Raw genomic sequence first — 21438 nt, 5'->3', positions numbered from 1 at the left:
ACAATATGTTTCGCATGCGCACACGACATTTGTTTTTGCAGCGGATGGATGAAAAAGATGCTGGCGCCAGTCAGGTTGCACACTACAAGCTTTGCCAGCTCAACGGGCTCACCGTCCGGGTCGCTGGCCACCGGCATCCTGGTCGCGTCGAGCGGTATGTCATCGAACTCAACCCAGTTGGGTATGACGATTTCCACGCTTCGCAAAGAGCCAAGATCACACTGGTAATGCTGATGGGGTCGACCAGGTCGTTCATTGCTTGCCCTCAATCAAGTTAAACATTCGCCTTGTTATTGTATGCGCTCACACTATTATTGTAGTGAAGGTTTCGAGTTTGTGTAGCGGATTTTTGAGCGGGGTAGAAATTTTTTTACGTATGAGAACCGACGGCGGCAGTGTTAACAAAATGGCAGCAATAGATAGAGTGCGGTTTCGGTAGAGCACAACCGACATGGAAAGGACTAGGATGAATCGTACGACTGATCTGCATCGCGCTGCCCCCATCGGAGACTGGGTTCGGATTGACCAACTGCTCGCAGAGGACTTGGCACTCCTAGACGCAAAGGACGAATGGAGGCGCACGCCAATGGAAGTTGGATGCGACCACGGCAACATCGCCGCAATCGGGCCGTTACGTGAAGGTCGGAGGCGGGGACTTGACCAAAGGAGGGCAAGCCATGCAAGCCAAGCCGACGAACGAGCAAATGAAATCGGAACTGACCAAGTTGCTGGTAGCAAGCGCCCGCCAGCCTGAAGCGGCGTTTAAAGATCCGAATGCGACCGACTTGCAGCGCGATCGCATTGAGACACGCGTCGAAGTGCTGCAGATGTGCTGCGTGAAAGTCGCCGAGTGTATCGACCGCGACAGACCTAGCGCGTGCTCGAAGGACGTGGAGGTGCTGTACCAAGGGCAAAAACTGGTGGCGCAGATGGAGGCCGCGCGTGCCGGCGATCCTTGGTGGCCCGAGCCGTGTTGTGCAGCCGGGGAAAGGGCTGTTCTGGAAATTTGGCATGTAAGACACGGGAGCTGGTGTGGATCAGGGTCCGTATGGCACGTACGCTGTTCCGATGGGAGTGCATGCGAATCTTGGCGTGACGGTGCGGGCGTTGCTCCTGTATGCCAACCAGCTTGCGTCCCCACTTCCTGCCAGGCAGACGCTGGCGCTACAGGAAGTCGCGTGCTGTTATAAGCGCCTGACGGTCTGTCCCTTCGATGGCTACAACACAAGGGTCCTTGTCAGACCCGACTATTCCTTTTGGTGTGCCCGCATTTGCTGCCACACGCTCGTATCGAGCGATCACAACGACATGGAAGGCGCAGTGGCCAGCGCCAGCCGGGTACTCGACTGGCTAAATTCTATTGGCGGCGACTAGGCCGCACCTGTCATTTCTGCGCGCCGCCATTCGGCTGATCTGCAGCCGCTTCCAACAATTCCCCGGCCAGCTCGAGCGCAGCCAGCAGGATGTCTTTGGCCAATGTAGGGTAGTCATCCACAATCTCACCTACTGTCAACCCAGCCGCCAAGTTGGCGAATAGCAGTCGCACAGGTACGCGCGTGCCGCGAAAGCACGGTACGCCTCCCATGCGTTCGGGATCAATCCAGACCAAACCCTGAGCCTTAGAACAGTCCATATTGATACGGCGTCGGCGGTGTCGGCGGGGGATGGTCTTTAAAAGCCTCTCGCACTAATGCCTTGAACGCATCGGGGCTCAGCTCGTTCGCGCGATGCGAGGAGAGCGGGGTGCTAGGCCACACTTCTGCCTGTAAGGCTAAGCGGATGATTTCTTCCGGCTCCACATTCGTCCCGACGATCACATATACAACGTGGCCAGGCTCGGCGACGTGCGCAGTATCTGGAACGCCGAAGGTCGTGCCGCATGCAGCGATCACCCGATTGTAGTTGCCGTTGGACGGACGGTCGAGCTTAAGCGCCAGCGCCGGCACCTTGAAGTGACTCAAGATTCCCTGGATGTCGTGCAGCTTAGCGATATTCAAGCAGCCGACCGGATGACCGGTGCACTCCCCGAGCATATACCGAAGTTTCGCGCGCATTCCTCCCGCGTTCATGGCCTTCCGCATGGCGTTCCTTTCCTGATAGAGATGCATTTGTTTTATCCGGTTTTTCCAAAAACGCAAGCATCGCGCCAAACGGTGTTGAGATCACACCAGCTGGTACCGTAAGCGCACCAGGCTATTTAAACGCGTTTAGCGACGCCGAAGCATCCGCGAGTTGGTCGTCACAGTTTCCAGCCGCCGGGATTCGCCAGCCGACGAACGCAAAGTCAAGGGCGCCAGCGCACTGCCACCCCGTTGACCGCAAGGGGTTTGCAAGCCTTTTTGAAGCCCACACGATGCTAGGAACGCTAAGATATTTCCTAGGAGCCATACACGAACAAAACCAGGCACGACGAAAGCGTTAACGTTGTCTAGCGACAACATTAACGCTTTGCTGCCTAAGAGGGTGGGCCCCTCTTAGAAACTCCCAAAAACCCCGCGTGCTGACGCACGCCAAAACCGCCACGGAGGGCGGCATGGAACCTTCGCAGCCAAGTGCGGCAGAGCCGCCGCAAATGCCGGTAGCGGCCGGCGACAGCATCGAATCCGACGTAGCCGATGAGGCGTCGATCATCGTGGCGAGTCGCTTGCCGCCATCCGTGCACATGCAATTGCAGGACGCATGCAAGACAGCGAACGTGACGCCATCACGTTTCATCCGCGACCTGGTGACGGCGGCAATGAATGGCGAAAAGCTGGAGATACACCCGCCGCCGCCGGTGCCGGAAAAGATGAAAGCCTTGAATCGGGACATGTACCGCCATTTCGCGGCAGCGTCAAATAATTGTAACCAGATCGCGAAGCGGCTCCACTATGATCATCTGAATGGCAAGGTGTCGAACACCACCTACGCCGCAGTTGCGGAGCAGCTGGCGATTCTTACCCGCGTGATAGTGTCACGCTTGCCCCCATGATCGTTCGCCAGGGCGGGGGCGAGGACGGGGTTATTGAGTATCTTGAACACGGGAAAAAACAGGGGCGCCCATACACCCGTGACGAACTTGATGAGCGCGTCGTGCTGGCCGGCGATGCCGACGCTACCCGGAAACTGATCAAGTCCATTGACCATGACGGGGAAAAGTATCTGCATTTAACGCTCTCCTTCTCGGAGATCGGTTTGTCACCCGAGAAGATGAAAGAAGTCTTGGATGACTACATGCAAAACCTCATGCCAGCGTTCCTGCCTGAGGAATATTTGTACTATGCGGAAGCGCACCGGGCCAAGATCAAAGGCTACATGAACGAAACGACCGGGGAATGGATCGCCCGGCTCGACCATATCCACCTTGTCATTCCGAATATAAATTTAATGTCCGGCAAGGCGCTCAACCCACTTGGACGTGTCCAGAAAAACAAAATTTGGTTGGACGCACTGCAGGAAGATATCAACCGGCGCCACCAGCTCGTGTCGCCAAAGGACCGGCCTCGCGTCGACAGCACGACCAAGGCCGACATCATTGCCCGCGACCGGGTGACGACGTTCAAGAAGGGGAGCTTTGCGGACGTAAAGGCCAAACTCGAGCAGCTGGTTATTCAGGAGGGGATCACGGATAAGCAAGGGCTTATTGCACTGGCAAAGCGACACGGCGAGGTTCGCGTACGCAACGAGGGCAAAGGCCCGCAACGCGAGTACGTTGCGATCAAGCCGCCCGGGTTCGAGAAGTTTGTGAATCTATCGAGTGGCATCTTCCGGGACTGCATGGGCGCGACGCCGCGATTCATTCCCCCGGATGCGCCGAACCAGGTTGGCGTCGGCAAGCGCACAGATGCGGAACTCGACGCGCTGGTGGAGGACTGGATAGTGCAGCGCCAGCGGGAAATTAAGCTGATCAGCACGGGACGCCGCAAGGAATACGCCGAGTATAAATCTCTAGACCCGGAAACCCGGCTGGTCATGCTGGGTGATCTGGAACAAAAGTTTTACGACAAGTACCTCAAAGGGGGTATCCATGAAGAAGGACAAGACCGAGCAAAGCGTCGTGGCGCCGACGACGAAATCCACGTCGACCCCGGCAAACACGCCGGTACCGCATCCGTCGGGACCCGCGCAGCAGCCAGAACTGCCGCTATTAAGCAGAACGCTGCGAAGCTTGCCAGTGGAGCGCCGCCCACCAGTATTCACACTATGCCAGGCTTGCACACACGCCGTTTGGACAACGACGCCGGACGGGATCAAGGCGTTTTGTCGGGATATGCTGGTAGTGACATACGACGACCAAGAGATTCCGATAACCGCGTGCGACAGCCACCAGATGCCGAACGAGCCGGAGTAGAGCGGGTTATCAACCAAAGCACGGGCCGCGCTGCCGACAACCATTACGAGCAGCTGCTACGCGATCACAAAGAGGCTGAAGCGCAGACGCAGGACGAGCAACGCGCGTTATTCCGGGAGATCAAGCGCAACATCGACCCGCATTTTCTCTTGGCTCGACTGGCGGAGGAATACGGTTTGCGCCGAGACGACTACATTGTGACGCCAGGGGAAAGTGGCTCGCGCATTCGCCACAAGGATTCCACGCACAACCTGTCAATGAATGACTTCCTGACGCGGCATATGCATTTGAATTGGAGGCAGGCTAGTCAGCTGCTTCAGACCGCATATAACCTGCAGAAGCTGAACACGCAGGCCCCGATCGTACCGCCACCTCCTAACCCAGCAATGTGGCGCCAGTACCGCTCCGCACGCGCAACCAAAAAAATCGATCTCCGCCCTATTGAGCGCGAGGCGATCCGCAAGGCCAAGCACGAATTAAAGCAGGTCCGTGAGCAGCACAGACTGGAGATGGCGCAGCTGCGACGGTTGCGCCTGTCCTACGCTGAATTTCGGACAAGGCGGTCACGGATAAAAATAGAGGCGGCGCTGCGAGAAAAGGCGCTGCAGGCCAACATGCGGGCCGCACGCGAACGCCTGGCAGAGCTTAATCGATCGGATCCGGCGCGCAATCGGTATCGCGGGTTCCTCATGGAGCGTGCGCAGGCCGGTGATCTGGAGGCCTTGATGGAACTCCGGCGCCAACGCATTGAGCATGAGCGCCGGAGCAAGCTGCGCGTCAGTGCCATTGTGATGATCGGCGTCAGAACTACCGTTACCCTCATCGATCCGACGGAGAACCTGAGGTACCAAGTGCGGCGCAACGGGGACGTCAGTTATTTCAATCAGCATAACCAAGAGATTTTGCGCGACACAAGCGAGGCGATCTGGGTCATCGAGGAATCAGACGACAGCATCGAGCTGGCTCTGCTGCTCGCACAACAGAGGTTCGGCAACGGCAAATTCGATCCGCTGGGCGGCGATGCGTTCAATGCGCGAGTTGTACGGGTCGCCGCCGAACGTGGAATGCAAATTCGATTCCAAAGCAAACAGTTCAACGACCAGTTTGAAAAACTCCGCGCGGAACTGAACCCGCGACAGCAACGCACGCCCAGCTACAAGTCTCTAGAGCCCGCGCCGTCGACTAGTACAAGGAAAAAAGCCAGTCCAAAGTAGCCGGGTGGGGCGCTTCCCACGCCGGCCGGCGCGGTAACGGCGCCGCTTGGCGTGCAATGCGCGTCACGACCGAGGCTCAGACAACCATCGCAAGACGACTTTTGCCTGTGCGACGATGAGCGTATGATACTCGGGCTCAATGCCGTCACTGGGGTACATCAGCAGCTTGACCACGAGTTCGGCCTGGCGCTCGAACATGATCCGTCGGTACTCGGCCGCCGCCTCCCGTCCAGAACCGGGAATCCCGGCCGGCTCAAGCAATGTGCGCCAGCGAACGGCGATAGCCAGCGCATCGAGCACATAGGCGCGCGCAATATCCGAGTCCGCGCCATATTCTGCAAGCACGCCGGTCCAATCCTTGATGATCTCAAGAATCGCCTCGGGGGCGTTCAGCTTCGTTTGCTTGGGCATAGAGCCTCCTGCAGCTGACAATCCGGGCTTCATGACCGCCGCTGGGTCGGCACATATGGACGTGCGGCATATGCGTGCCGTCGCCGTGGTGCACTACGTAGAATGCGGGCGGCTGCACTTTGAACAACTTGGCCAGACGAGCGATCGTTTCCACTACCTTGCTCGGCTCGCAAATCTCATGAATTGGCTGCTGGCGCTGTTTTCGCATGGGATCCTCCAGTGGCATGGATGACATCTAAACGATATCACTGCGGCTGCGGCAAGGGCGCGCGGGCGGCTCCCAAAAAGATCATCCAGTTTTGGATCATCATCCGTGGTGAGGTTTAGGAAAAGCAGGGCGGCTGTAAATCGCACCAAGCCCAAGAATGGCGTTGTTGGTGGAGGCGATTTCCATATACCGCAGCGCGCAGCGAGGCGAACGCCTGGTAGTTGGCTGAGGCCGTTCGTAGATCGGTTCTGGCTCGGATGCGCGCAACTACCTTACCTCGGAGACCGGCATGGCAGAGAATGCGCAGCGCTCATTGAACGAGCAAGACGTGGCCTGGCTGGCTGAGAAATACCTGCGCGGGAAATTCATGGGGCTATGCGAGTTCATCCGCGAAGTCGAGGGCGCGGTGCTCACACAGCAGGGCCATGTGGCGCGCGGTTATTTGCTGATGACCAGGACAATTGAAAAGGCGTCGAACAACGCGTGAGTGGGCAGCACTGTGCCTGGCGCTGACGATGTAGTATCGTAGGCCGCATGAACGAGATTGATGACCTGATTACCTTGGTGCGGCGCATGGTTCGCGAATCCGGCAACCCTGCTAGGTTCGATGCAGCGGCATGGGTCGCGGAGTGGGTGCAACGCCCGTTGTCGGCGCTTGGCGGCCAGACCCCGGCGAATTTTCTTAAAACTGCTGAAGGCCGTCAGGTCATTAAGCAGCTGCTGGCTAGCACGCAAAGCGGGGCTTACTTTTGACTCAATGCCTTTGCCCTGAGGTGCGCCCGGATAACATCGAGCGGCGCTGGCGCCGGCAAACCGACCAATTTCCAAAACGGCGCACGCATTGGCATGGCCGGAGGGGAGAGCGAGCCGTCGGGCTTAATAAAAACGGGCTTTTGCGGAACTACATCGCGCATCATTACTTCCAAGTGAGAAGGTTTCTCGAAATCACCGGAAACCCAGTATTCATGCGGGTTTGCGCCGATTTCTCTTGGCGGTGATAATCTCAATTATCGATTGTAATGGTTCAACCAAGGCTTTTTGAGGGGTTTTCTCCCCCTATCCAAAGTGTAGATTCCTACGGCATTACGGTGTAAATGAGTAGAAACCTACACTTTGCCATTTCAGGCGACGTAGGATCATCCGGCGGCCTGGTCGGCAAATTGCGGCGGCAAGGCTATGACCTGCACCGCCGCGCCTACGGTTTGCAATACCTCGCCTACGGTCGCGCGGACAAATTGCGCGTAACTACTCCGGCACGAAGAACACTCGACTCGATCGGCCGCGCTCGGGCCGCTGCTGGCGATGTGAATCCACCCGCACGCTGCGCACTTGAACATCAAATTTTCGGCGCATTGGATCTCTCCGGCGCCGCGGTACTTCTCTCGCCAGTCCTTCGGACCTGGCACCTTCAAAGGACCGACGATCGTTGCCGTGCTTACGAGATCTTTGTCCACGCGCTCCACTCCATCGTTGTATGGCGGCACACGCTGGAGTTGAACCAGGCAGGACGGGTAACTAGTCCGTCCGGGTTGGGTGTGACCCCTTCCCAAGCGGCATGGCGCATGCTCCATGCCGCCCCGCGCCCGCATGAGTGCCGGAAATCTGGCGGCAGTGTCGGGAATTTAACCCGCGGGGCCGGTACTACCGGCGAATCGGTTTTGGCGGACCGAGACAAGCGCTGACTCTGTCGATGAACGACCGTCTCCAACGCCCCGCGCCTTCGCGCGTAAACACTGCCATTTATAAGATAGCAGCCGCCACTCTTGGTTGCAATGCGGCGCGAAGGGGTTTGCGTTTATATCGGGATGGCCGTACTGAGCACCCGGTCGCGGATGCGGCCAGAGATAGAGTTGGGAGTGCAAACGTCTACGCGCACACCAAGAGCGGTCCGTAGCTTCCGCTTCAGGTAATGGATCTCTATCAAGGTCGTTTTTTCAGTCGGGTCGATCAGTAGATCAAGATCGCTCTGCTCTGTGTCCTCGCCGCGCGCAGTGGGCCCAAACACACGAGGATTGGCACAGTGATGCTCTTTGACAAGATTGATGATGGCGGCTCGGTGAATTCGCCACGCTTCTGATGGGCGCATTCTCTTTATTCCATGTTGGGTTCAATGCGGCGGTAAACGCTAAATTGTGCGGTCCGGCGTTTCAAGAATCGCCGCCAGTAGGCTCGCCAGGTGCCGCAGTTCGTCCTCGGCAGCGGTCGGAATCGGCAATCCCGCCCCGCCCAGCAGACGCAACAAACAGGGACAATCTCGCTCGCCCATTCGCAGCGCCGCAAGGGCTTGGCGACGCCCCATTGCGCCGCGCGAATAGCGTTCAAGAATATCCAAAGTTCCCATAATGAAATCTGGCAAGGGCGGCGTCGTGAACCCGTTTATGCGGGTAAGCGCAACATCGCGGGCGACTTTAATCACGCGCCGCCGCGTTCAGTATAGTGCTTCCGGCACAAACGGGGCCGGTGAAAGCGGCGGCGGGCGCTGATCTCCCGCTTGCCAACCTCAAGCATGCCTTGCGGCACCTCGTCGCCGTTGGCGGACCCCCACCATAATGGTGGCTGCTCCCCCTAGGCCGAGCAGCTAATAACTCTGGGCTACGATGCCCCGCCGGTCAGCGCCCGGCAATCACTGCAACACCACTGTACTGCTTGTACGGCAAAACGCCAGTGTTTTGGCGGATCGATTGGGATAAGACAACGTTATCCTGGGGACAACATCGCAAATAACCTGCAGGAAATTTCCATTTGCAACCTTGGGTCGAAGCGAATCAAGAATCAAGCAATTCTGTAGCGGATTCACCGCGAAAAAACACCGATTCTGGCTTTCCTGCTTGTTCTAGGTGTCGCGCCAGTGCTTCGAGTACCTGCCTCATGACGCCAGCCTTGACCCATCGGGTGAAACGTCTGATGCATGTAAAGCCAGATGAGAAGCGGCTAGGTAAATCAGCCCATGCAACGCCGGTACGCAGCAGCCATAGAACGGCGTTAAGCACAACTCTATCGCTGTGGACTACTGGCCAGCCAAGTCTGTCGGCCCGTCGCACGGGAGACGGAATAAACGGCTCTAGAAGTGCCCATTGTTCATCAGTAAGTTCTTCTCTTCGCGCGCCATGGTGAAAACTCCGTCATGTCGAAAGAGACATTGCCTATGTATGAAATGAGTTCTAGCCAATCTCACAAAGGCGAATGGAAGAAAATTTGATGCTGGGTCTGTTCGCTCTGTTTTGTGGCTGGGACAAAAACGGGAATGTAATTGCCAAGGGAAGCTAGAGCTGTGATCGATAACATTCGCACCGCAGCCAGCTGTGCAGTTGATTTGTTTCTGGGCTGATAGCCATAGACACAATAACAAGCTGTTCTGTATATGTGTTCGACCATCAAGTTGAAGCGGCCGCGCTTGCGATGCACCTACAGCTGTAAATACTGGTTTCCCTGAAGTATCTCAGCCCAGCTACTTTTGAACGCAAGCCCCATCACATTTGGGTCGTAAATTAATGCAGTTGACCGCCAGTAAGTCAAACAGTCGTTAAATTCGTCGGCGCTTCTTATAGACGGGTCCCAAGGTTCTTTCTTGGACAGCGTGCCAATCCATGAGGTTACAAGTTCGTATTGCTTGAGCATAGTGCTCGGCCGTGCTATCACGACCATTTTCTGCGTTTCCTCGCCCACGTACCCAATTGGCGCAACACGAGAAGGCATCGTTCGCTTCTCGCGGATTGCGAACAATGCTTCATCTGTGAGCTTTAGCGTGGATGTGTTCATGACACCAGCGCGCCCAATTATCTGCCCGAAGTCAATTTCCCACTCATGCTTCTTAGGGATGGGCGGAAGCGATATTTTTCCTATCGCACTCTCGAGCCGGTCGAAAACTTCTGGGTGCGCTAGCAGATGATTTACTGCCTTTGCTGAGATGTTGATTGTGCCACCGCATCCGGTTTTGTAAGTAGTCATTGTAAGCGCTCTATGAAGTTAAACGAGGCATGGATCTAGTCTTCATGGCCGATGCATGCTTTGGGCCAATGCAGGAGTCAAATCGCTGAATTTTTTATTCCTAAGGCCTAGCGTGCATTAGCATGCAGGCTGTTGAAAGGTTCGCTAGTGCCGATCATTCGAAACTTACGCAGAAGTTCCATACCCTGTAGATAATGGGCGGTATCCAGCGCATGCAAGAATTCCTCAATCGGGCTCTGACCTTCCAGGTCGAAGATGAACTTGCGCAGCGCGCGATAGCCACCTGTAACGGAAATGCTCCGCGCCGCATTAAAGGCCTCCACAAGAAGTTCGCTGTAACGCTTACGATGCGTGTCGCGTAGCGCCAATGCACTCTTTGCCAAATGCGTGATTGGCAGCAGGGCGTCGCTGCTCATGTTGTGAGCGTCGCATTTGAGGCCAAGTATAGCCTCAGGCGCGCTTGCGTAATTCAGAGTTTTAATGCCTGGGTTGTTGGTGATCACGGTAGCCTCCAGATAGAAAGTTGATCTACCTTCTCACAAACAAAAGCCGTTGTAAAACAGCGGTGGTTTATGAAATATATGATTTACCAGCCGAATCGCTTATCAGATATCACATGCACTATGCAGTCGTTTTTTTGCGACATCGCAGTGAATGCATCGGGCTTGTCACCGGCACATGTAAATTGACACAGAGTCGGCAGGTGAGAATTGATAAACCTCGACATAGGGATAATTGTCGCTTTTTGAGCGGCAATGGTTTCATACGAGGAGTACATGCAAATCAGGATATTGCACAAGCAGGGTAAGAGCCTTCGTGCCATTGCGTGCGAACTGGGCTGCTCAGTCAATAGGTACGCAAGTATCTGGCTGACGACGAGGCACCTGCTTTCAAGGGCCGGATGCCACGTCCGACCAAGATCGCACTGTTCGAGGACTATCTGCGACACCGAATCGCCTCGGCCGCCCCCAACTGGATTCCGGCTAATGTACTGTTGCGCGAGATCCAGCAAATGGGCTTTGCCGGCAGCGAACGCACGGTGCGCAACTTAGAGCGTCTAACTAAATGGGGTGATTGCGGTCCAATGATCTTTCCAAGTTGTTCCGTGGAGAGACATCATGGCCCGCGAACTGGTTGATGACGAACTATGGGAAATCGTTCGCCCATTGCTTCCGCCCCCACCGCCACACAAGACGCCAGCCGGTCGCAAGAGATTCGATGAGCGACGTGTGTTCACTGGCATCGTCTTCATTTTGCAATCTGGCCTGCCATGGGAAATGCTGCCCCGGGAAATGGGTTGCGGCTCGGGCATGACGTGCTGGCGTCGCGCACGCGACTGGCAGAAAGCAGGTGTCTGGGAAAAGCTGCATCGCGTACTGCTGGCCAAGTTGCGTAACGCCGACCGCCTCGATTTCTCGCGCGTGATCGCCGACAGTTCGTCGGTACGCGCAGTGCATGGGGGAAAAAAACTGGCCCCAACCCGACTGATCGGCGCAAGGCGGGCAGCAAGCATCACCTTGTCGTCGACAGCAATGGCACGCCGCTCAACGTCATCCTGACGGCAGCCAACCGCCATGACTCGACGCAGCTCATGCCGCTGCTCGACGGTGTACCGTCGATCGCTGGCCGACGTGGACGGCCACTGAGCAAGCCTCACTGTGTACAAGCCGATCGCGGTTACGACTGCGAACGGTATCGCCGTATCCTGCGGCAGCGTCACATTACGCCGCAGATCGGCAAACGTCTCACTCGCCATGGCAGCCACTTGGGCATAACGCGCTGGGTGGTCGAGCTCACCTTCGCCTGGCTGCATCAGTTTCGTCGCCTGCGTGTGCGCTACGAACGTCGGGCTGACATGCATGAAGGATTTCTCCGCTTGGGATGCGTGATCATTTGCTGGCGTACGCTACGCTACGCAACGCTCTGCGTGAACCATTTCCATTTTGTTAGACGCTCTTAGAAAAAGTACACCGCCTGTGTAAAGTTATTTGCGGGACAGGACACTAGGCTGCGTAGCGTTGACAAGCGTATGTGTTCGTTGGCGGGAAGGGGAGGTGAAATCATGATGTACAGCGAATTTGACGACCGGCGCAACTACGGAACCAGTGCATGGGCAAGGTTTGAAATCATGCCAAATATATTGCAATATGGAAACATCTACGGGAGTCGCGATACGGCACAGCTTCGCTATGCGAGGGAGAGGGGAGTATAGAGACTGAGTGCAAGAAACGCAGTCGCATCTCACGGGATTCAAGGAGCCCTGCAGCTTGTTGACGTTACACTGGGTAAAGCGCCCGCCGTTTGCGGTGAACAGAAGTCAACGGGTTATCGACACAGGACTGATGAGCAAATCGCAATGCTGATTATGGCAATAATCAGGACACCATCAAGATTGCTCGCGGCATTCTGGATACGGTTGGCTAAATTAACCGGCGTAAAAAGCTTGTGATCGAGCACTGAATAAGGATTTCCGGCGTTAGACTTAAAGCCTCACCTTCTCTACTACGAGGTTCGTCATGCATGTAATGCCAGAGATCCCTGATGAAATTGGCAGTATTCTGCGTCGGTGGGCGGACGCTGGCGAAAAGCTCGCAGCGCAATCCACGGTGCCGGCGAACTTGAAGATGCGATTGGCACAGGCCTCCGATACTGTTCGGAGGCTGGGTATTGCCGGCGCCGGCGTGGTGGTCCTTCAAAAGCCGCACATCACCTTCGCAAAAATTGAATTCATGGCCCAGATGTTGTCCGATCTACCTCAGCCGAAAATGCCGACCGTCGAGGTGGAGGCGACTCTAATTCGGGCATGGCTCGCAGCGCATGTATAGAGATAGTGAGCAGCTCGACGTGGAATTCGGCGCAATCGTGTCAAGTAAAACAAAAGCCCATGCAAAGGGGGTTTCATTTACGTGACGCTTGCCAACGAATGGGATCGTGACCAAGCTGCCAAGCTGGTGCGGAGCGTGCAGGAAGTTGCGGGACTCAATGTCGAGAAAGATAGATGACGTTTGTCATCTTGTGCGAATTTATGCGGAGCATAGAATTGAGGCCTCGCCGATATGGCAATTGCATGCATGAATAACACACGTCGCCGGAATAACAATGTGAGGAAAGGGTAGCAATGCAGTATTTCTCACGCTACGGGGAAATACTGCATGCAGCCAGCGGCGTGCGAGTACAATTTGTCTCACTGTTGAGTTGGTCTGCAAGAGGCGGTTTGATTGAAGACTGGGATGGAAAATTCAAGGGCATGGCGGCCTTTGAATTTTAGAACTGCGATGAGATTGGGTATGATCAAAGACGCGCAGCAATCGGATTGTGCCGCAAACGGAGCAACATAACATAATTGTGGTGCGGCCAATCAGGTTGTACTAGCCAGCGTCTGCACGTAGAGCAATCGTCTGAGTTTAATCGGGAAGGAAAAGCTAAAAATGGCACGAACATCGGTAAACATCCCGCAGCCAAAGGCTGCGTCGAAAAAGACCGCCAAGAAGGCAGCAGTCAAGCGCGTCAAAAACAGGTCTCCAAACGAGCAGGACGTAGCGGAGCCGAAGCGCAAACGCACGACCGGCGTTGAGCAGGTAACGCGTGTACGCTCCGGCGCGGGGCGGCAATCAACGCCGGCGGCGACCTTGGATGGACATATCAATGTCGGCGTAACAAAAGCCACGCGGGCGGGCTTGCACAAGCTCAAGGCTCTTTACGGCCTGAACAGCCAGGCGGAGGTAGTCGCACGCATGGTACGCACTTGTTTGAAACTGGCGAAGTAACCGTGTTCGGAGGAGGCTAACCGGCGTGCATACCGCTGTTCAATCCATAACTCATCTTCGTCCAATTCGGGACAACGCTGAGTTTGAGCGAATTCACGCACTCGCCGACAAGCTGACAGACGAGGTAGGGGATGACGAGAGTCATCCTCTTTTCTCGATGTTCGAACTCGTCTTGCAACTTATTAGTGACTGGGCATCGAGAAATGTGGTGATTCCAGATGTAGAACCGCGCGACGTACTACGTAATCTGCTAGAGACCAATAATCTCAAACAGATAGATCTAGGTGAAATTGCGTCGCACACTTTAATCAGTGACATACTCGCCGGTCGGCGCGAGATTAGTAAGCGACTAGCAAAGGCTCTTGCCGAACGTTTCAACGTAGACGTCGCGGCTTTTGTATAACTCGTAGTAGGAAATCCAATTTTTTATAGCCTTCCCAACCTGTAGCCTTAACTTGCTTTATGAAGTAATACCCTTTTGAACTGAAGTCAAACGAGTGAACTGCTAGATCACACGACAGCAGCCATTCTCACCGTCAAGAGCTCTTATGAGCACGAATGCTTGCGTCTTTCCATGGACGCCGGCTTTTTGTTTGAGCAGCTGATATGTCCATACGGTATCCAGTTTGGCCATCTACCACATGCAGAGGTTATCGAATTATTGCGAGGGAGACGGCGCGGTGACGCAAGTAGCTGAGATTTGGGAGAGCCATAAACCGGAAAAGCCCTTCATAGACATCCTGACAGGACACCTATGCATGGGCTTTTGCGGAAGATGCGAGACTCCAACCAGCACGACGGTTATTGATCTCCGGATTAACAATCCGTTGCCTTTACCTTCCAGCTAGCTATGGAAAGAATCGCACTCGGCGCATTTCTTGAACTATGCAAGTTCGGAACTATGATCTGCTGAGTAAGCAGAGACTTCCAAATGGACCATTGAAAAATACCCAATGGAGTACTTCGCAATCCGCAGCCTCTGCATATAGTTGAAGTGCGCGGCGCGCATGTTCCTCGCCAAGATAAATACTGCGGCCATTGTTCAAATCAAACTTGGTTTTTCCGGCGAACGGTGGTACGCAGTCCACGCAATGCGTGTATTTTAATCCTTGTGGGTGCCCTACGACCACGCCTTGGAGAATAGGGTCTGGAGACAAACATGGATGAGCTGAAACCGTATTGGACAAAGGAGTTACGGGCAGCGCTGACTGTCCGCGATCACATCGAAAGCATGCGTGCAGAAGCAAAAGCGCGATGCGAGCAAGACTGTGATCTGCACCGGTTTTGCGATGTTCTTGGCGTGATGAGTGCGGCCGAACGCGGAAACGATAGGCATCTGGCCCAGAGCGTGGACGCCCTGGGCGGCCTGGGCGCAGATTGGTAATCATCTCGATGCCGCGCCTCGGGCTTCAGGGGCAGGAGATAAACATGACCACTCACGGTGAACACTATGCCGCCGTAGTAAGTGCATTTGAGGCTCACGCTAGCCTCCTGCCGGAGACCACCCTTGCGGAAGAATTCGTTAGGGCTGCCGTGGAGTATCTCGCTATTTCCTATTGGGAACTATCGTTGATGCACCCGGCCTTTGATAACTCGACATGTCGAACCGACGAAGAACGGGCAGCGATTACGGCCGGTATCGCCTTGGATTCCGTTATCGACAATAGCGAGGACGTCGATTGGCACTGGCTACAGGTGCAAGACCTGAACCTCACCGAAGAAGAGAAAGCGCTAGTCGCCGACGATCTGGCTAGCGGAACGGACTACGCATTGCGCTCCATAATGATGATCGTGGTCAATCATCGCTACGCAGAGCAGGTCGCCGCAATTCTGCTGGAAATGCTGCCGATGATGCGCTCCCGCGCCGCGGAGGACCCGAGGCATCTGAAGTTGTTGGCCGAAAAATACGAAGCGTACCAATACTTATACGATTGGCGGAAGATCCATCGTTAACCACTCCAACTGCAGCCGGCGAGTCCAGCGCCCGTCGGGGACTCCATATCCGGCCGTTGTCCGCGCAGCGCGGGAAGCGGCCGGCGTGACGCAAACTGAGGCCGGCGCCCTGATGCACCCAGCCCCGCGTAGATGGCAGGACCGGGAAGCCGGCGCACGCCGCACGCACTCCGCGATCTAGGAGTTTTTCCTGATAAAAATTGGCCGGCAGTAAGCCGCGGCTTTTCTTTTCGCGAACCTCGTCTACACTGCTTTTCAACGTGAAAAACGGGGGTTGCATGAACACTATTTTTGACGAACCTGTCCGCGCGATGCGGCCTTCTTCCCAGCAGCCAGGCATTTACATCATCGAGGAATTTGCCAAAGCACTCATCGGCGTCAGCGTCTCGAAACTCACCGGGGTCAACGCGGGAACCGTTGATATGATTTTCCGCGTCATGCCCGCCTACAGCATCATCGGCGTATGGGTAACGCTGAACTACGTTTACAACACGGGGCCGGTGATCGCCGCCATTGAACCAGAGCTAACGGGCGAACTGCCGCCCGAGGCTGGATCGATGCAGATAGACATCCACACAACCGTCGTAATGCGCGAAGCGCCGCACGTGACCCGAATCTTTTTCGGATCGTTTAGCAACACAAACGACGTAATACGGGAAATGCAGCAGCTACCCATGCACTCAGTTAAACCGTACTCACTCAACTAGCCAGGAAAGGACGCGCCATGACTGACATTCAGATCCGCCGGACCGTGCAAATGTTACTGCGTCAAATGCAGGGCCACAAGGCAGAGAACATCATCATCCCGCTGCTCGACCAAGTGCTCGCCGGCCTACATCATTTACGTGTTCCATCATTTTGTATGACGCTCGACCGACCCGCTGCATTAAAACGCAACAGGTTGATATGGACGGCAGGCACTCGGATCGTCACTGACAAATCTATCTGCGTCAGCGCACCACGCACGCGCGTACACTTGGTGGCCAACTGCCATGCTGACCCCGAGGACATCGCATTGGCGGCGTGTTTCGCAGACGTGGTCGAGCGCGAGCCGGGCCCATATCGTGACTTCAGTAACGACAATTTCCGCGACGACTTGGAAGCGGCGTTTCACCACCTGGTGCCGCGCTATCGCGGAGACGTTGATTACTGACGGCGCCGGGCGTCCGATCCACGACCTAATACTCTTGCTCCGCCCGCAATTCGCGCAGTGTTTCGGTCGCCGCTAAAAAATATGCTTTCCGTATCTGACATCGCAACAGGTGCGGGCCAACCTTCCACTCAGACACAGGGCTGCGTGGCCCAACCCGCAATCCATCTATTCGGACTACCCTCTTCGCGAAGCAAATGGATTACGCTCGGCGGCAAAGCGCATAGGACTTTCCGCTCCCATCGCGACCAGACTACCCTCCTGAAATCGTACGCTCTACGGTAGTATGTACGATGCCGTATTTGTATTTTCATTTCGCCACGCACTCGGCGGACCGTATCTCGCCCCGGAAGAGGCCGCGCTAGATGTTCGACTGGTACATTCGGTCTACTGTCATCAGTACCGCCGTACACGCGGCGCCGCATCGTGCCAGCCACGAGAAATATCCCATCGACACCTTGCCATTAGCCTGGTTCAAGGACTTCATCGTTGTTACAACCTGGTAGCGCTATGCTCCTTGCGCCAGTGCTCCCCGCGCAGCTGCCAAATACAACTAGGAGGGGAAAGCAGGGCTGAGGCATCCAATCGTTGTCGGTTGCAAAGACGGTTTTCGTCATGCATGAACCGATAATAGTATTTAGGCGTGAGACCACGTGCCATTGAATAACCAAGCAGCCAGTGATCAGCGAACGCCTCGGGAGCATAAGGTTCGCTTTTCAGCCAATCGTAAAAGGCGGCAAGAATGGAATCGAAATGGGTTCCCCCCGGTGGATGCAGCAACTGGGATTGGGCATGGATCCGACTCGCGTCATAGAGATCGTCCAGGGCGCGTGCCATGTCCGCGGCAGTCCAGCGGCGCGCAATGGCGCGCCTGAGCAGATCCTCAAGCGTCGCCCGATTGAATAAATTGATACGTGGCAGTATTGCTCTACCTCTGTCAAGTGTTCCTGTCATGCCGGTATCGGACGAAGGAGCGACGCGGCCCAATCGCAGATACATCTGGCGTGCCTGCCAGCTTTCGACGCGATCGTGCTGCACGGCGTGAAACAACGGCTCCCAGTGTTTTCTCAGTTTTGCTTCTATCGCGCTCGATTGAATTGCGGCGCCTGTTGTTTTCGCGATTGCGCATGCGGCAGCGTGGCGCACCAGTTTCTCTGGAACTGGCGTGTCTGGAGCACAGCCGGCTTCGAGTTGCGCGAATAGCTGAGCGATGTGCCGCGCCAGAATGCGAATCGCTGACATCAGCGCATTGGCCTCTTCATCACTATGCAAATCATTGCTATGCCAGATATCGTCCAATGTCTTTTCGGTATGGCGCATCTGACCTCCTAGGTCCATGAAGGGGAAAGATAGGGGTATAACTAAAGTCTACTTATTCGCGGTCACGAATAAAACACTGTCGTGGTGCAATGTCCCTTGGTACTTGGGTTTTTCACTTCAATGGCTTGGAAATGTCTCAGCCGGACCACTTCAGAGGTGGTAGCTCCTTGCAATCCTTACGATACAATGCCTGCCAACGCATGCCAGGTAGCGACCACGAGCGGCGGCGCCAAATTGCACCTAAACGCTTTCCGACTCGTTGTTCAACTCGTGATGCTAGACAAACGTTGCAAGCCTGAAGCGGGCGAAGAGGTGAACCGATAGAATGCGCGTGCAGTATTGGAAAGGCAAATATCGATGACACACACCAAGGCTCCAAAGGGGACGATGGATTCTCCTGCCCGCTATGGCATTGCTGATGCCGCTAGGACCCGCATAACCGTCCAGATGCTTCAAAACGCAAATGCCGTAGGCAGGCCGCAACCGAATCCGGCCGCAGTCCCAACAAAACCGACGACGCGAAAGCAGCCATAGGTCCTTACCGCCTTTACCGGCCCTTGGCGGACAAACTTGCGACTTGAATGATCTGGGGGGAGGAGACGTACCTGAACGTCGCGCCGCACTGACATTCTCGAACAATGCCGGCATAAAACGCATAACGGGATGTTATCTCTAGCGGTTCGCCAGCGCACTGAGGGCAGAACTGGGAATGGCCATGGTGAATAGATTCAAGCCTAGACGAAGACGAGCTTGCTGCACGACTGTCCTATCCGACGTAAGGAAAAGCGTGTCGTCTTATCGAGCTTGCGGCTGAGCTAATCGAAGTGAAAAAGCTAATGGGGGCGGTTCGATCAATAGCGTTCTAGCGTACCGAATGAGAGCGCGCATGAGACGCAGCTTGAAAAATAGGGCGACGAGTGTCGCCCTGATTTTGAATTACTTCACTTTGACCTTGGCTACGAGCTCCTTAAGCGCCGGTGCCGCTTTGAAACGGACGTTCTTGGAAGCCTTGATCTTGATTGTCTCGCCAGTTGCAGGGTTCCTGCCAGTCCGCGCGGCGCGCTGCGACACGGTGAACGTGCCCAAATCCGGGAAAGAGAAACGGCCTTCTTTTTTCAGGTCAGTTCCGACGAAGCCAAATACCTGCTCCACGATTTCTTTCGCCTTCACTTTGGTCAACTCGTGGTCGCCAGCGACTTTATCGATGATTTCGGTTTTATTCAAACTATTCTCCAGACGTTATCTCAAGATAGGTACTGTCAACATTGATCGTTTTGTGATCATGTGCCAAGCAATTAAACAATTGTAGGTCCAATATTTCATTATGGCAATAAATTTGATCTGTAGGTCGAGCTTCTTCGCGGTCTGATTAAAGAAATACTGGTTTAGCAAAACGATCCATCCATTGTTTCCACAACCGCTCCGCCTCTGTAAGTTCAGATCACCACTGTGCTTATCGAGGAGCAGGCAATATTGGTCCGAAAGGCGGTACTGCCAATAACTCTGATGTTGTCGGTAATTTTCCTCGACGATTCAGTGATCGAGTTCATCATGTAAACAACTGCCGACCATTACGCTGCTACGGGCCGCGATTTCAGAAGCCCAAAGTGCCATTGCGCTGCCCTGCTGCACATTTACGCGTTTGCCCGCAGGGTCGTGGCTAGTGCCTACTTAGAGGTGGTCGATTCTTTGAGTGATCCTGCCTGCTGCTCAGTGCGCGATTACAAGTTGCTTTTACCGAAGGGAAATCCACCTGATGCGTTAGCAGTAATAGCCGCGTTTTGGGACACCTCGGTGATCAGTGAGTGGGCGTATGAGTTCCTGTTTCTGACAGCTGAAGGGTGGTGCCGGAATCCTCAGCTAGCACAACGCGGCAGCTTCAGAGTTTGAAAGATTGTGCATTTATGTGGGCCAAGTCTGCGTTGTCATGGACTAGCATGACTAACAGAGGCCTTTGGACGGAGATATAGGAGACGTATTTCAGAGATGCTTGACGGCTGAATGTCCCGGGTGCCCCTGTGCTCCTGTCCTACCGTAGAACGGCGGGCACCGTTTTATGCCTGATCGAGCGTGACAAAATTTTTGATTCGGACCGCTCCGTCTGGAAACTTCGCCACGATCTCCAGCTCACCACCCATCGCCTCAATGTGACTGCGCAAGGTAGAAATGTACATGTCGGCGCGTTTTTCTATCTTGGCGATGGCCGGCTGCTCGACATGCAGCACCTCAGCCAAGGCCTTTTGCGACAGGCCGCGCGCACGGCGCAGCTCATGGAGCGGCATCTCCTCCCTGAGTTGCTCGAATTTGTCTTGAACGCGCTGCTGGGCTTGCGGCGACAGCTTCGCGCGCAATTCTGTGAATTTTTTAGCCATGGCGATTCCTCTGTTGTTCCTTCTTCAACGTTTCCAAGTGCTCGTCGTACAGAACATCGGCAACCGGGACGTTTTCATCGTACCAACGGTCGTTTCCGGTCTTGTCGCCCCCCAAGAGCAGGATCGCGGCGCGGCGCGGATCAAAGGCATACAAGATGCGGTATGGTCGCCCCTCATGCTGCACACGTAGTTCACGCATATGCCCATGCTTGGACGTCGTGATGCCTGTGGTGTGTGGGTGACCCAAGTGAGGGCCCTCCGCTTCCAGTAGTTGTACAGATGCCGCAATGGAAACCTGTTCATCTTCCTTTAAGCCGTCCCACCACGCTTCGAACTCATCTATGTATTCAACTTCCCATGTCATGGAGCGCGAGTATTCCACAGACAGCATATGCTGTCAAAGGAATCCCGCGCAACAGGCTTTTTTTGCGCGGGATCAGAATATTGCTTGGTAAGCAGGAATTGACTTGGCTTAGAACACACGGTGGCTGGGGATAGAGCGTAACCTCTTTGGGCTGGTTGGGCGTAGCAGTAACCCCTTCCCATCAACAGTCAAACGATGCGAGCAAAGTGGATACTGGTACCGATTCCTCGGTCATATACGAAGCGATCTATTTCCCTATCGCAAACATGGTAAAAGGGGTGCTTTCGTTTTTACTGCAGATTACGACGGTAGCGCGAGCAAGCATCCATGCGGCTTTGCGGCGAGCGTGTTTCAAATATTCTCATTAAATCAATAACTTGCTGTCTACCTCTGCCTAAGGC

27 protein-coding genes and 1 pseudogene are annotated in these 21438 nt (G+C 55.1%); 15 read left to right on the top strand and 13 right to left on the bottom strand.

Features of this window, described 5'->3' with window-relative positions; genetic code table 11:
* The first annotated feature begins 14 nt into the window (after positions 1 to 14).
* Entirely contained in the window at positions 15 to 278 is a 264-nt protein-coding gene (locus FH061_RS27460) for a hypothetical protein (protein ID WP_151639023.1), read from the top strand.
* A 1106-nt stretch (positions 279 to 1384) separates the two neighbouring features.
* On the opposite strand, the gene FH061_RS27455 is transcribed toward FH061_RS27460, so the two are convergent.
* Complete coding sequence (locus FH061_RS27455; RefSeq protein WP_151639022.1) at positions 1385 to 1633, bottom strand: DUF433 domain-containing protein; 249 nt, start codon at positions 1631 to 1633, stop codon at positions 1385 to 1387.
* A complete protein-coding gene (locus FH061_RS27450) occupies positions 1620 to 2108 on the bottom strand; it encodes a hypothetical protein (protein ID WP_151639021.1) in 489 nt (162 codons plus the stop codon). The genes FH061_RS27455 and FH061_RS27450 overlap by 14 nt, the downstream gene beginning before the upstream one ends.
* Before the next feature lie 425 nt (positions 2109 to 2533).
* Here FH061_RS27450 and FH061_RS27445 point away from each other — a divergent pair, with 425 nt between their 5' ends.
* Both FH061_RS27445 and FH061_RS27440 read left to right on the top strand, forming a co-directional pair.
* Positions 2534 to 2971, top strand: a complete 438-nt coding sequence (locus FH061_RS27445) for a hypothetical protein (RefSeq protein WP_151639020.1) — start codon at positions 2534 to 2536, stop codon at positions 2969 to 2971.
* On the top strand, positions 2968 to 5544 hold the full coding sequence (locus FH061_RS27440; RefSeq protein WP_151639019.1) for an LPD7 domain-containing protein: 2577 nt from the start codon (positions 2968 to 2970) through the stop codon (positions 5542 to 5544). The genes FH061_RS27445 and FH061_RS27440 overlap by 4 nt, the downstream gene beginning before the upstream one ends.
* A 63-nt stretch (positions 5545 to 5607) precedes the next feature.
* Here FH061_RS27440 and FH061_RS27435 read toward each other — a convergent pair whose 3' ends face one another.
* Positions 5608 to 5955, bottom strand: coding sequence for a hypothetical protein (locus FH061_RS27435; protein ID WP_151639018.1), 348 nt, complete (start codon positions 5953 to 5955; stop codon positions 5608 to 5610).
* Between the two features lie 497 nt (positions 5956 to 6452).
* On the opposite strand from FH061_RS27435, the gene FH061_RS27430 reads away from it, so the two are divergent.
* Both FH061_RS27430 and FH061_RS27425 read left to right on the top strand, forming a co-directional pair.
* A complete protein-coding gene (locus FH061_RS27430) occupies positions 6453 to 6650 on the top strand; it encodes a hypothetical protein (protein WP_151639017.1) in 198 nt (65 codons plus the stop codon).
* 47 nt (positions 6651 to 6697) lie between these two features.
* Complete coding sequence (locus tag FH061_RS27425) at positions 6698 to 6916, top strand: MbcA/ParS/Xre antitoxin family protein (protein WP_151639016.1); 219 nt, start codon at positions 6698 to 6700, stop codon at positions 6914 to 6916.
* 383 nt (positions 6917 to 7299) lie between these two features.
* Here FH061_RS27425 and FH061_RS27420 read toward each other — a convergent pair whose 3' ends face one another.
* From FH061_RS27420 to FH061_RS27395, 6 genes and pseudogenes are all read right to left on the bottom strand, one after another.
* Positions 7300 to 7617: a hypothetical protein gene (locus FH061_RS27420; RefSeq protein WP_151639015.1), complete on the bottom strand. Its 318-nt coding sequence runs from the start codon at positions 7615 to 7617 to the stop codon at positions 7300 to 7302.
* 341 nt (positions 7618 to 7958) lie between these two features.
* Positions 7959 to 8249 (bottom strand): nucleotidyltransferase family protein, encoded by a 291-nt coding sequence (locus FH061_RS27415; RefSeq protein ID WP_151639014.1) that lies wholly within the window; start codon positions 8247 to 8249, stop codon positions 7959 to 7961.
* 39 nt (positions 8250 to 8288) lie between these two features.
* Complete coding sequence (locus FH061_RS27410) at positions 8289 to 8579, bottom strand: hypothetical protein (RefSeq protein WP_151639013.1); 291 nt, start codon at positions 8577 to 8579, stop codon at positions 8289 to 8291.
* Positions 8580 to 8928: 349 nt separating this feature from the next.
* Positions 8929 to 9240, bottom strand: a pseudogene (locus tag FH061_RS31920) (transposase); the annotation flags it as partial.
* Positions 9241 to 9568: 328 nt separating this feature from the next.
* A complete protein-coding gene (locus FH061_RS27400; protein WP_151639012.1) occupies positions 9569 to 10111 on the bottom strand; it encodes a hypothetical protein in 543 nt (180 codons plus the stop codon).
* A 107-nt stretch (positions 10112 to 10218) separates the two neighbouring features.
* Positions 10219 to 10614 carry a hypothetical protein gene (locus FH061_RS27395; RefSeq protein ID WP_151639011.1) on the bottom strand — a complete coding sequence of 132 codons (396 nt, stop codon included), beginning with the start codon at positions 10612 to 10614 and terminating at the stop codon, positions 10219 to 10221.
* Between the two features lie 252 nt (positions 10615 to 10866).
* On the opposite strand from FH061_RS27395, the gene FH061_RS31915 reads away from it, so the two are divergent.
* From FH061_RS31915 to FH061_RS27345, 10 genes are all read left to right on the top strand, one after another.
* Positions 10867 to 11163, top strand: coding sequence for a helix-turn-helix domain-containing protein (locus tag FH061_RS31915; RefSeq protein ID WP_225984925.1), 297 nt, complete (start codon positions 10867 to 10869; stop codon positions 11161 to 11163).
* Positions 11164 to 11229: 66 nt separating this feature from the next.
* Positions 11230 to 12071, top strand: a protein-coding gene (locus FH061_RS27385; protein ID WP_151639010.1) for an IS5 family transposase whose coding sequence is annotated in 2 segments (ribosomal slippage) — positions 11230 to 11569 and positions 11569 to 12071 — 843 coding nt in all. Because the reading frame shifts where the segments join, the coding sequence is not laid out codon by codon here.
* Positions 12072 to 12627: 556 nt separating this feature from the next.
* On the top strand, positions 12628 to 12936 hold the full coding sequence (locus FH061_RS27380) for a hypothetical protein (protein WP_151639009.1): 309 nt from the start codon (positions 12628 to 12630) through the stop codon (positions 12934 to 12936).
* A 293-nt stretch (positions 12937 to 13229) separates the two neighbouring features.
* Positions 13230 to 13379, top strand: coding sequence for a hypothetical protein (locus FH061_RS30745; protein ID WP_192805282.1), 150 nt, complete (start codon positions 13230 to 13232; stop codon positions 13377 to 13379).
* A 160-nt stretch (positions 13380 to 13539) separates the two neighbouring features.
* A complete protein-coding gene (locus tag FH061_RS27375) occupies positions 13540 to 13878 on the top strand; it encodes a hypothetical protein (protein WP_151639008.1) in 339 nt (112 codons plus the stop codon).
* 25 nt (positions 13879 to 13903) lie between these two features.
* On the top strand, positions 13904 to 14281 hold the full coding sequence (locus FH061_RS27370) for a helix-turn-helix domain-containing protein (RefSeq protein WP_225984924.1): 378 nt from the start codon (positions 13904 to 13906) through the stop codon (positions 14279 to 14281).
* A gap of 756 nt (positions 14282 to 15037) precedes the next feature.
* A complete protein-coding gene (locus tag FH061_RS27365) occupies positions 15038 to 15262 on the top strand; it encodes a hypothetical protein (RefSeq protein WP_151639007.1) in 225 nt (74 codons plus the stop codon).
* Positions 15263 to 15306: 44 nt separating this feature from the next.
* Positions 15307 to 15831 carry a hypothetical protein gene (locus FH061_RS27360; RefSeq protein WP_151639006.1) on the top strand — a complete coding sequence of 175 codons (525 nt, stop codon included), beginning with the start codon at positions 15307 to 15309 and terminating at the stop codon, positions 15829 to 15831.
* A gap of 278 nt (positions 15832 to 16109) precedes the next feature.
* Positions 16110 to 16538 carry a hypothetical protein gene (locus tag FH061_RS27350; protein ID WP_151639005.1) on the top strand — a complete coding sequence of 143 codons (429 nt, stop codon included), beginning with the start codon at positions 16110 to 16112 and terminating at the stop codon, positions 16536 to 16538.
* Positions 16539 to 16555: 17 nt separating this feature from the next.
* Entirely contained in the window at positions 16556 to 16984 is a 429-nt protein-coding gene (locus FH061_RS27345) for a hypothetical protein (protein WP_151639004.1), read from the top strand.
* Between the two features lie 489 nt (positions 16985 to 17473).
* On the opposite strand, the gene FH061_RS27340 is transcribed toward FH061_RS27345, so the two are convergent.
* The 4 genes from FH061_RS27340 to FH061_RS27325 form a co-directional block, all read right to left on the bottom strand.
* The gene (locus FH061_RS27340; RefSeq protein WP_151639003.1) at positions 17474 to 18301 is read right to left on the bottom strand and encodes a hypothetical protein; all 828 of its coding nucleotides are present in this window, start codon (positions 18299 to 18301) and stop codon (positions 17474 to 17476) included.
* 936 nt (positions 18302 to 19237) lie between these two features.
* Positions 19238 to 19525, bottom strand: a complete 288-nt coding sequence (locus tag FH061_RS27335) for an HU family DNA-binding protein (RefSeq protein ID WP_151639002.1) — start codon at positions 19523 to 19525, stop codon at positions 19238 to 19240.
* 830 nt (positions 19526 to 20355) lie between these two features.
* Complete coding sequence (locus tag FH061_RS27330) at positions 20356 to 20673, bottom strand: XRE family transcriptional regulator (protein WP_151639001.1); 318 nt, start codon at positions 20671 to 20673, stop codon at positions 20356 to 20358.
* The gene (locus FH061_RS27325) at positions 20666 to 21037 is read right to left on the bottom strand and encodes a type II toxin-antitoxin system RelE/ParE family toxin (RefSeq protein ID WP_151639000.1); all 372 of its coding nucleotides are present in this window, start codon (positions 21035 to 21037) and stop codon (positions 20666 to 20668) included. Before FH061_RS27325 ends, FH061_RS27330 begins: the two co-directional genes overlap by 8 nt.
* Positions 21038 to 21438 lie beyond the last annotated feature (401 nt).

Source organism: Noviherbaspirillum aerium (assembly GCF_008929045.1).
Classification (GTDB): domain Bacteria; phylum Pseudomonadota; class Gammaproteobacteria; order Burkholderiales; family Burkholderiaceae_D; genus Noviherbaspirillum; species Noviherbaspirillum aerium.
This window is presented reverse-complemented; position numbering and strand designations above follow the sequence as displayed.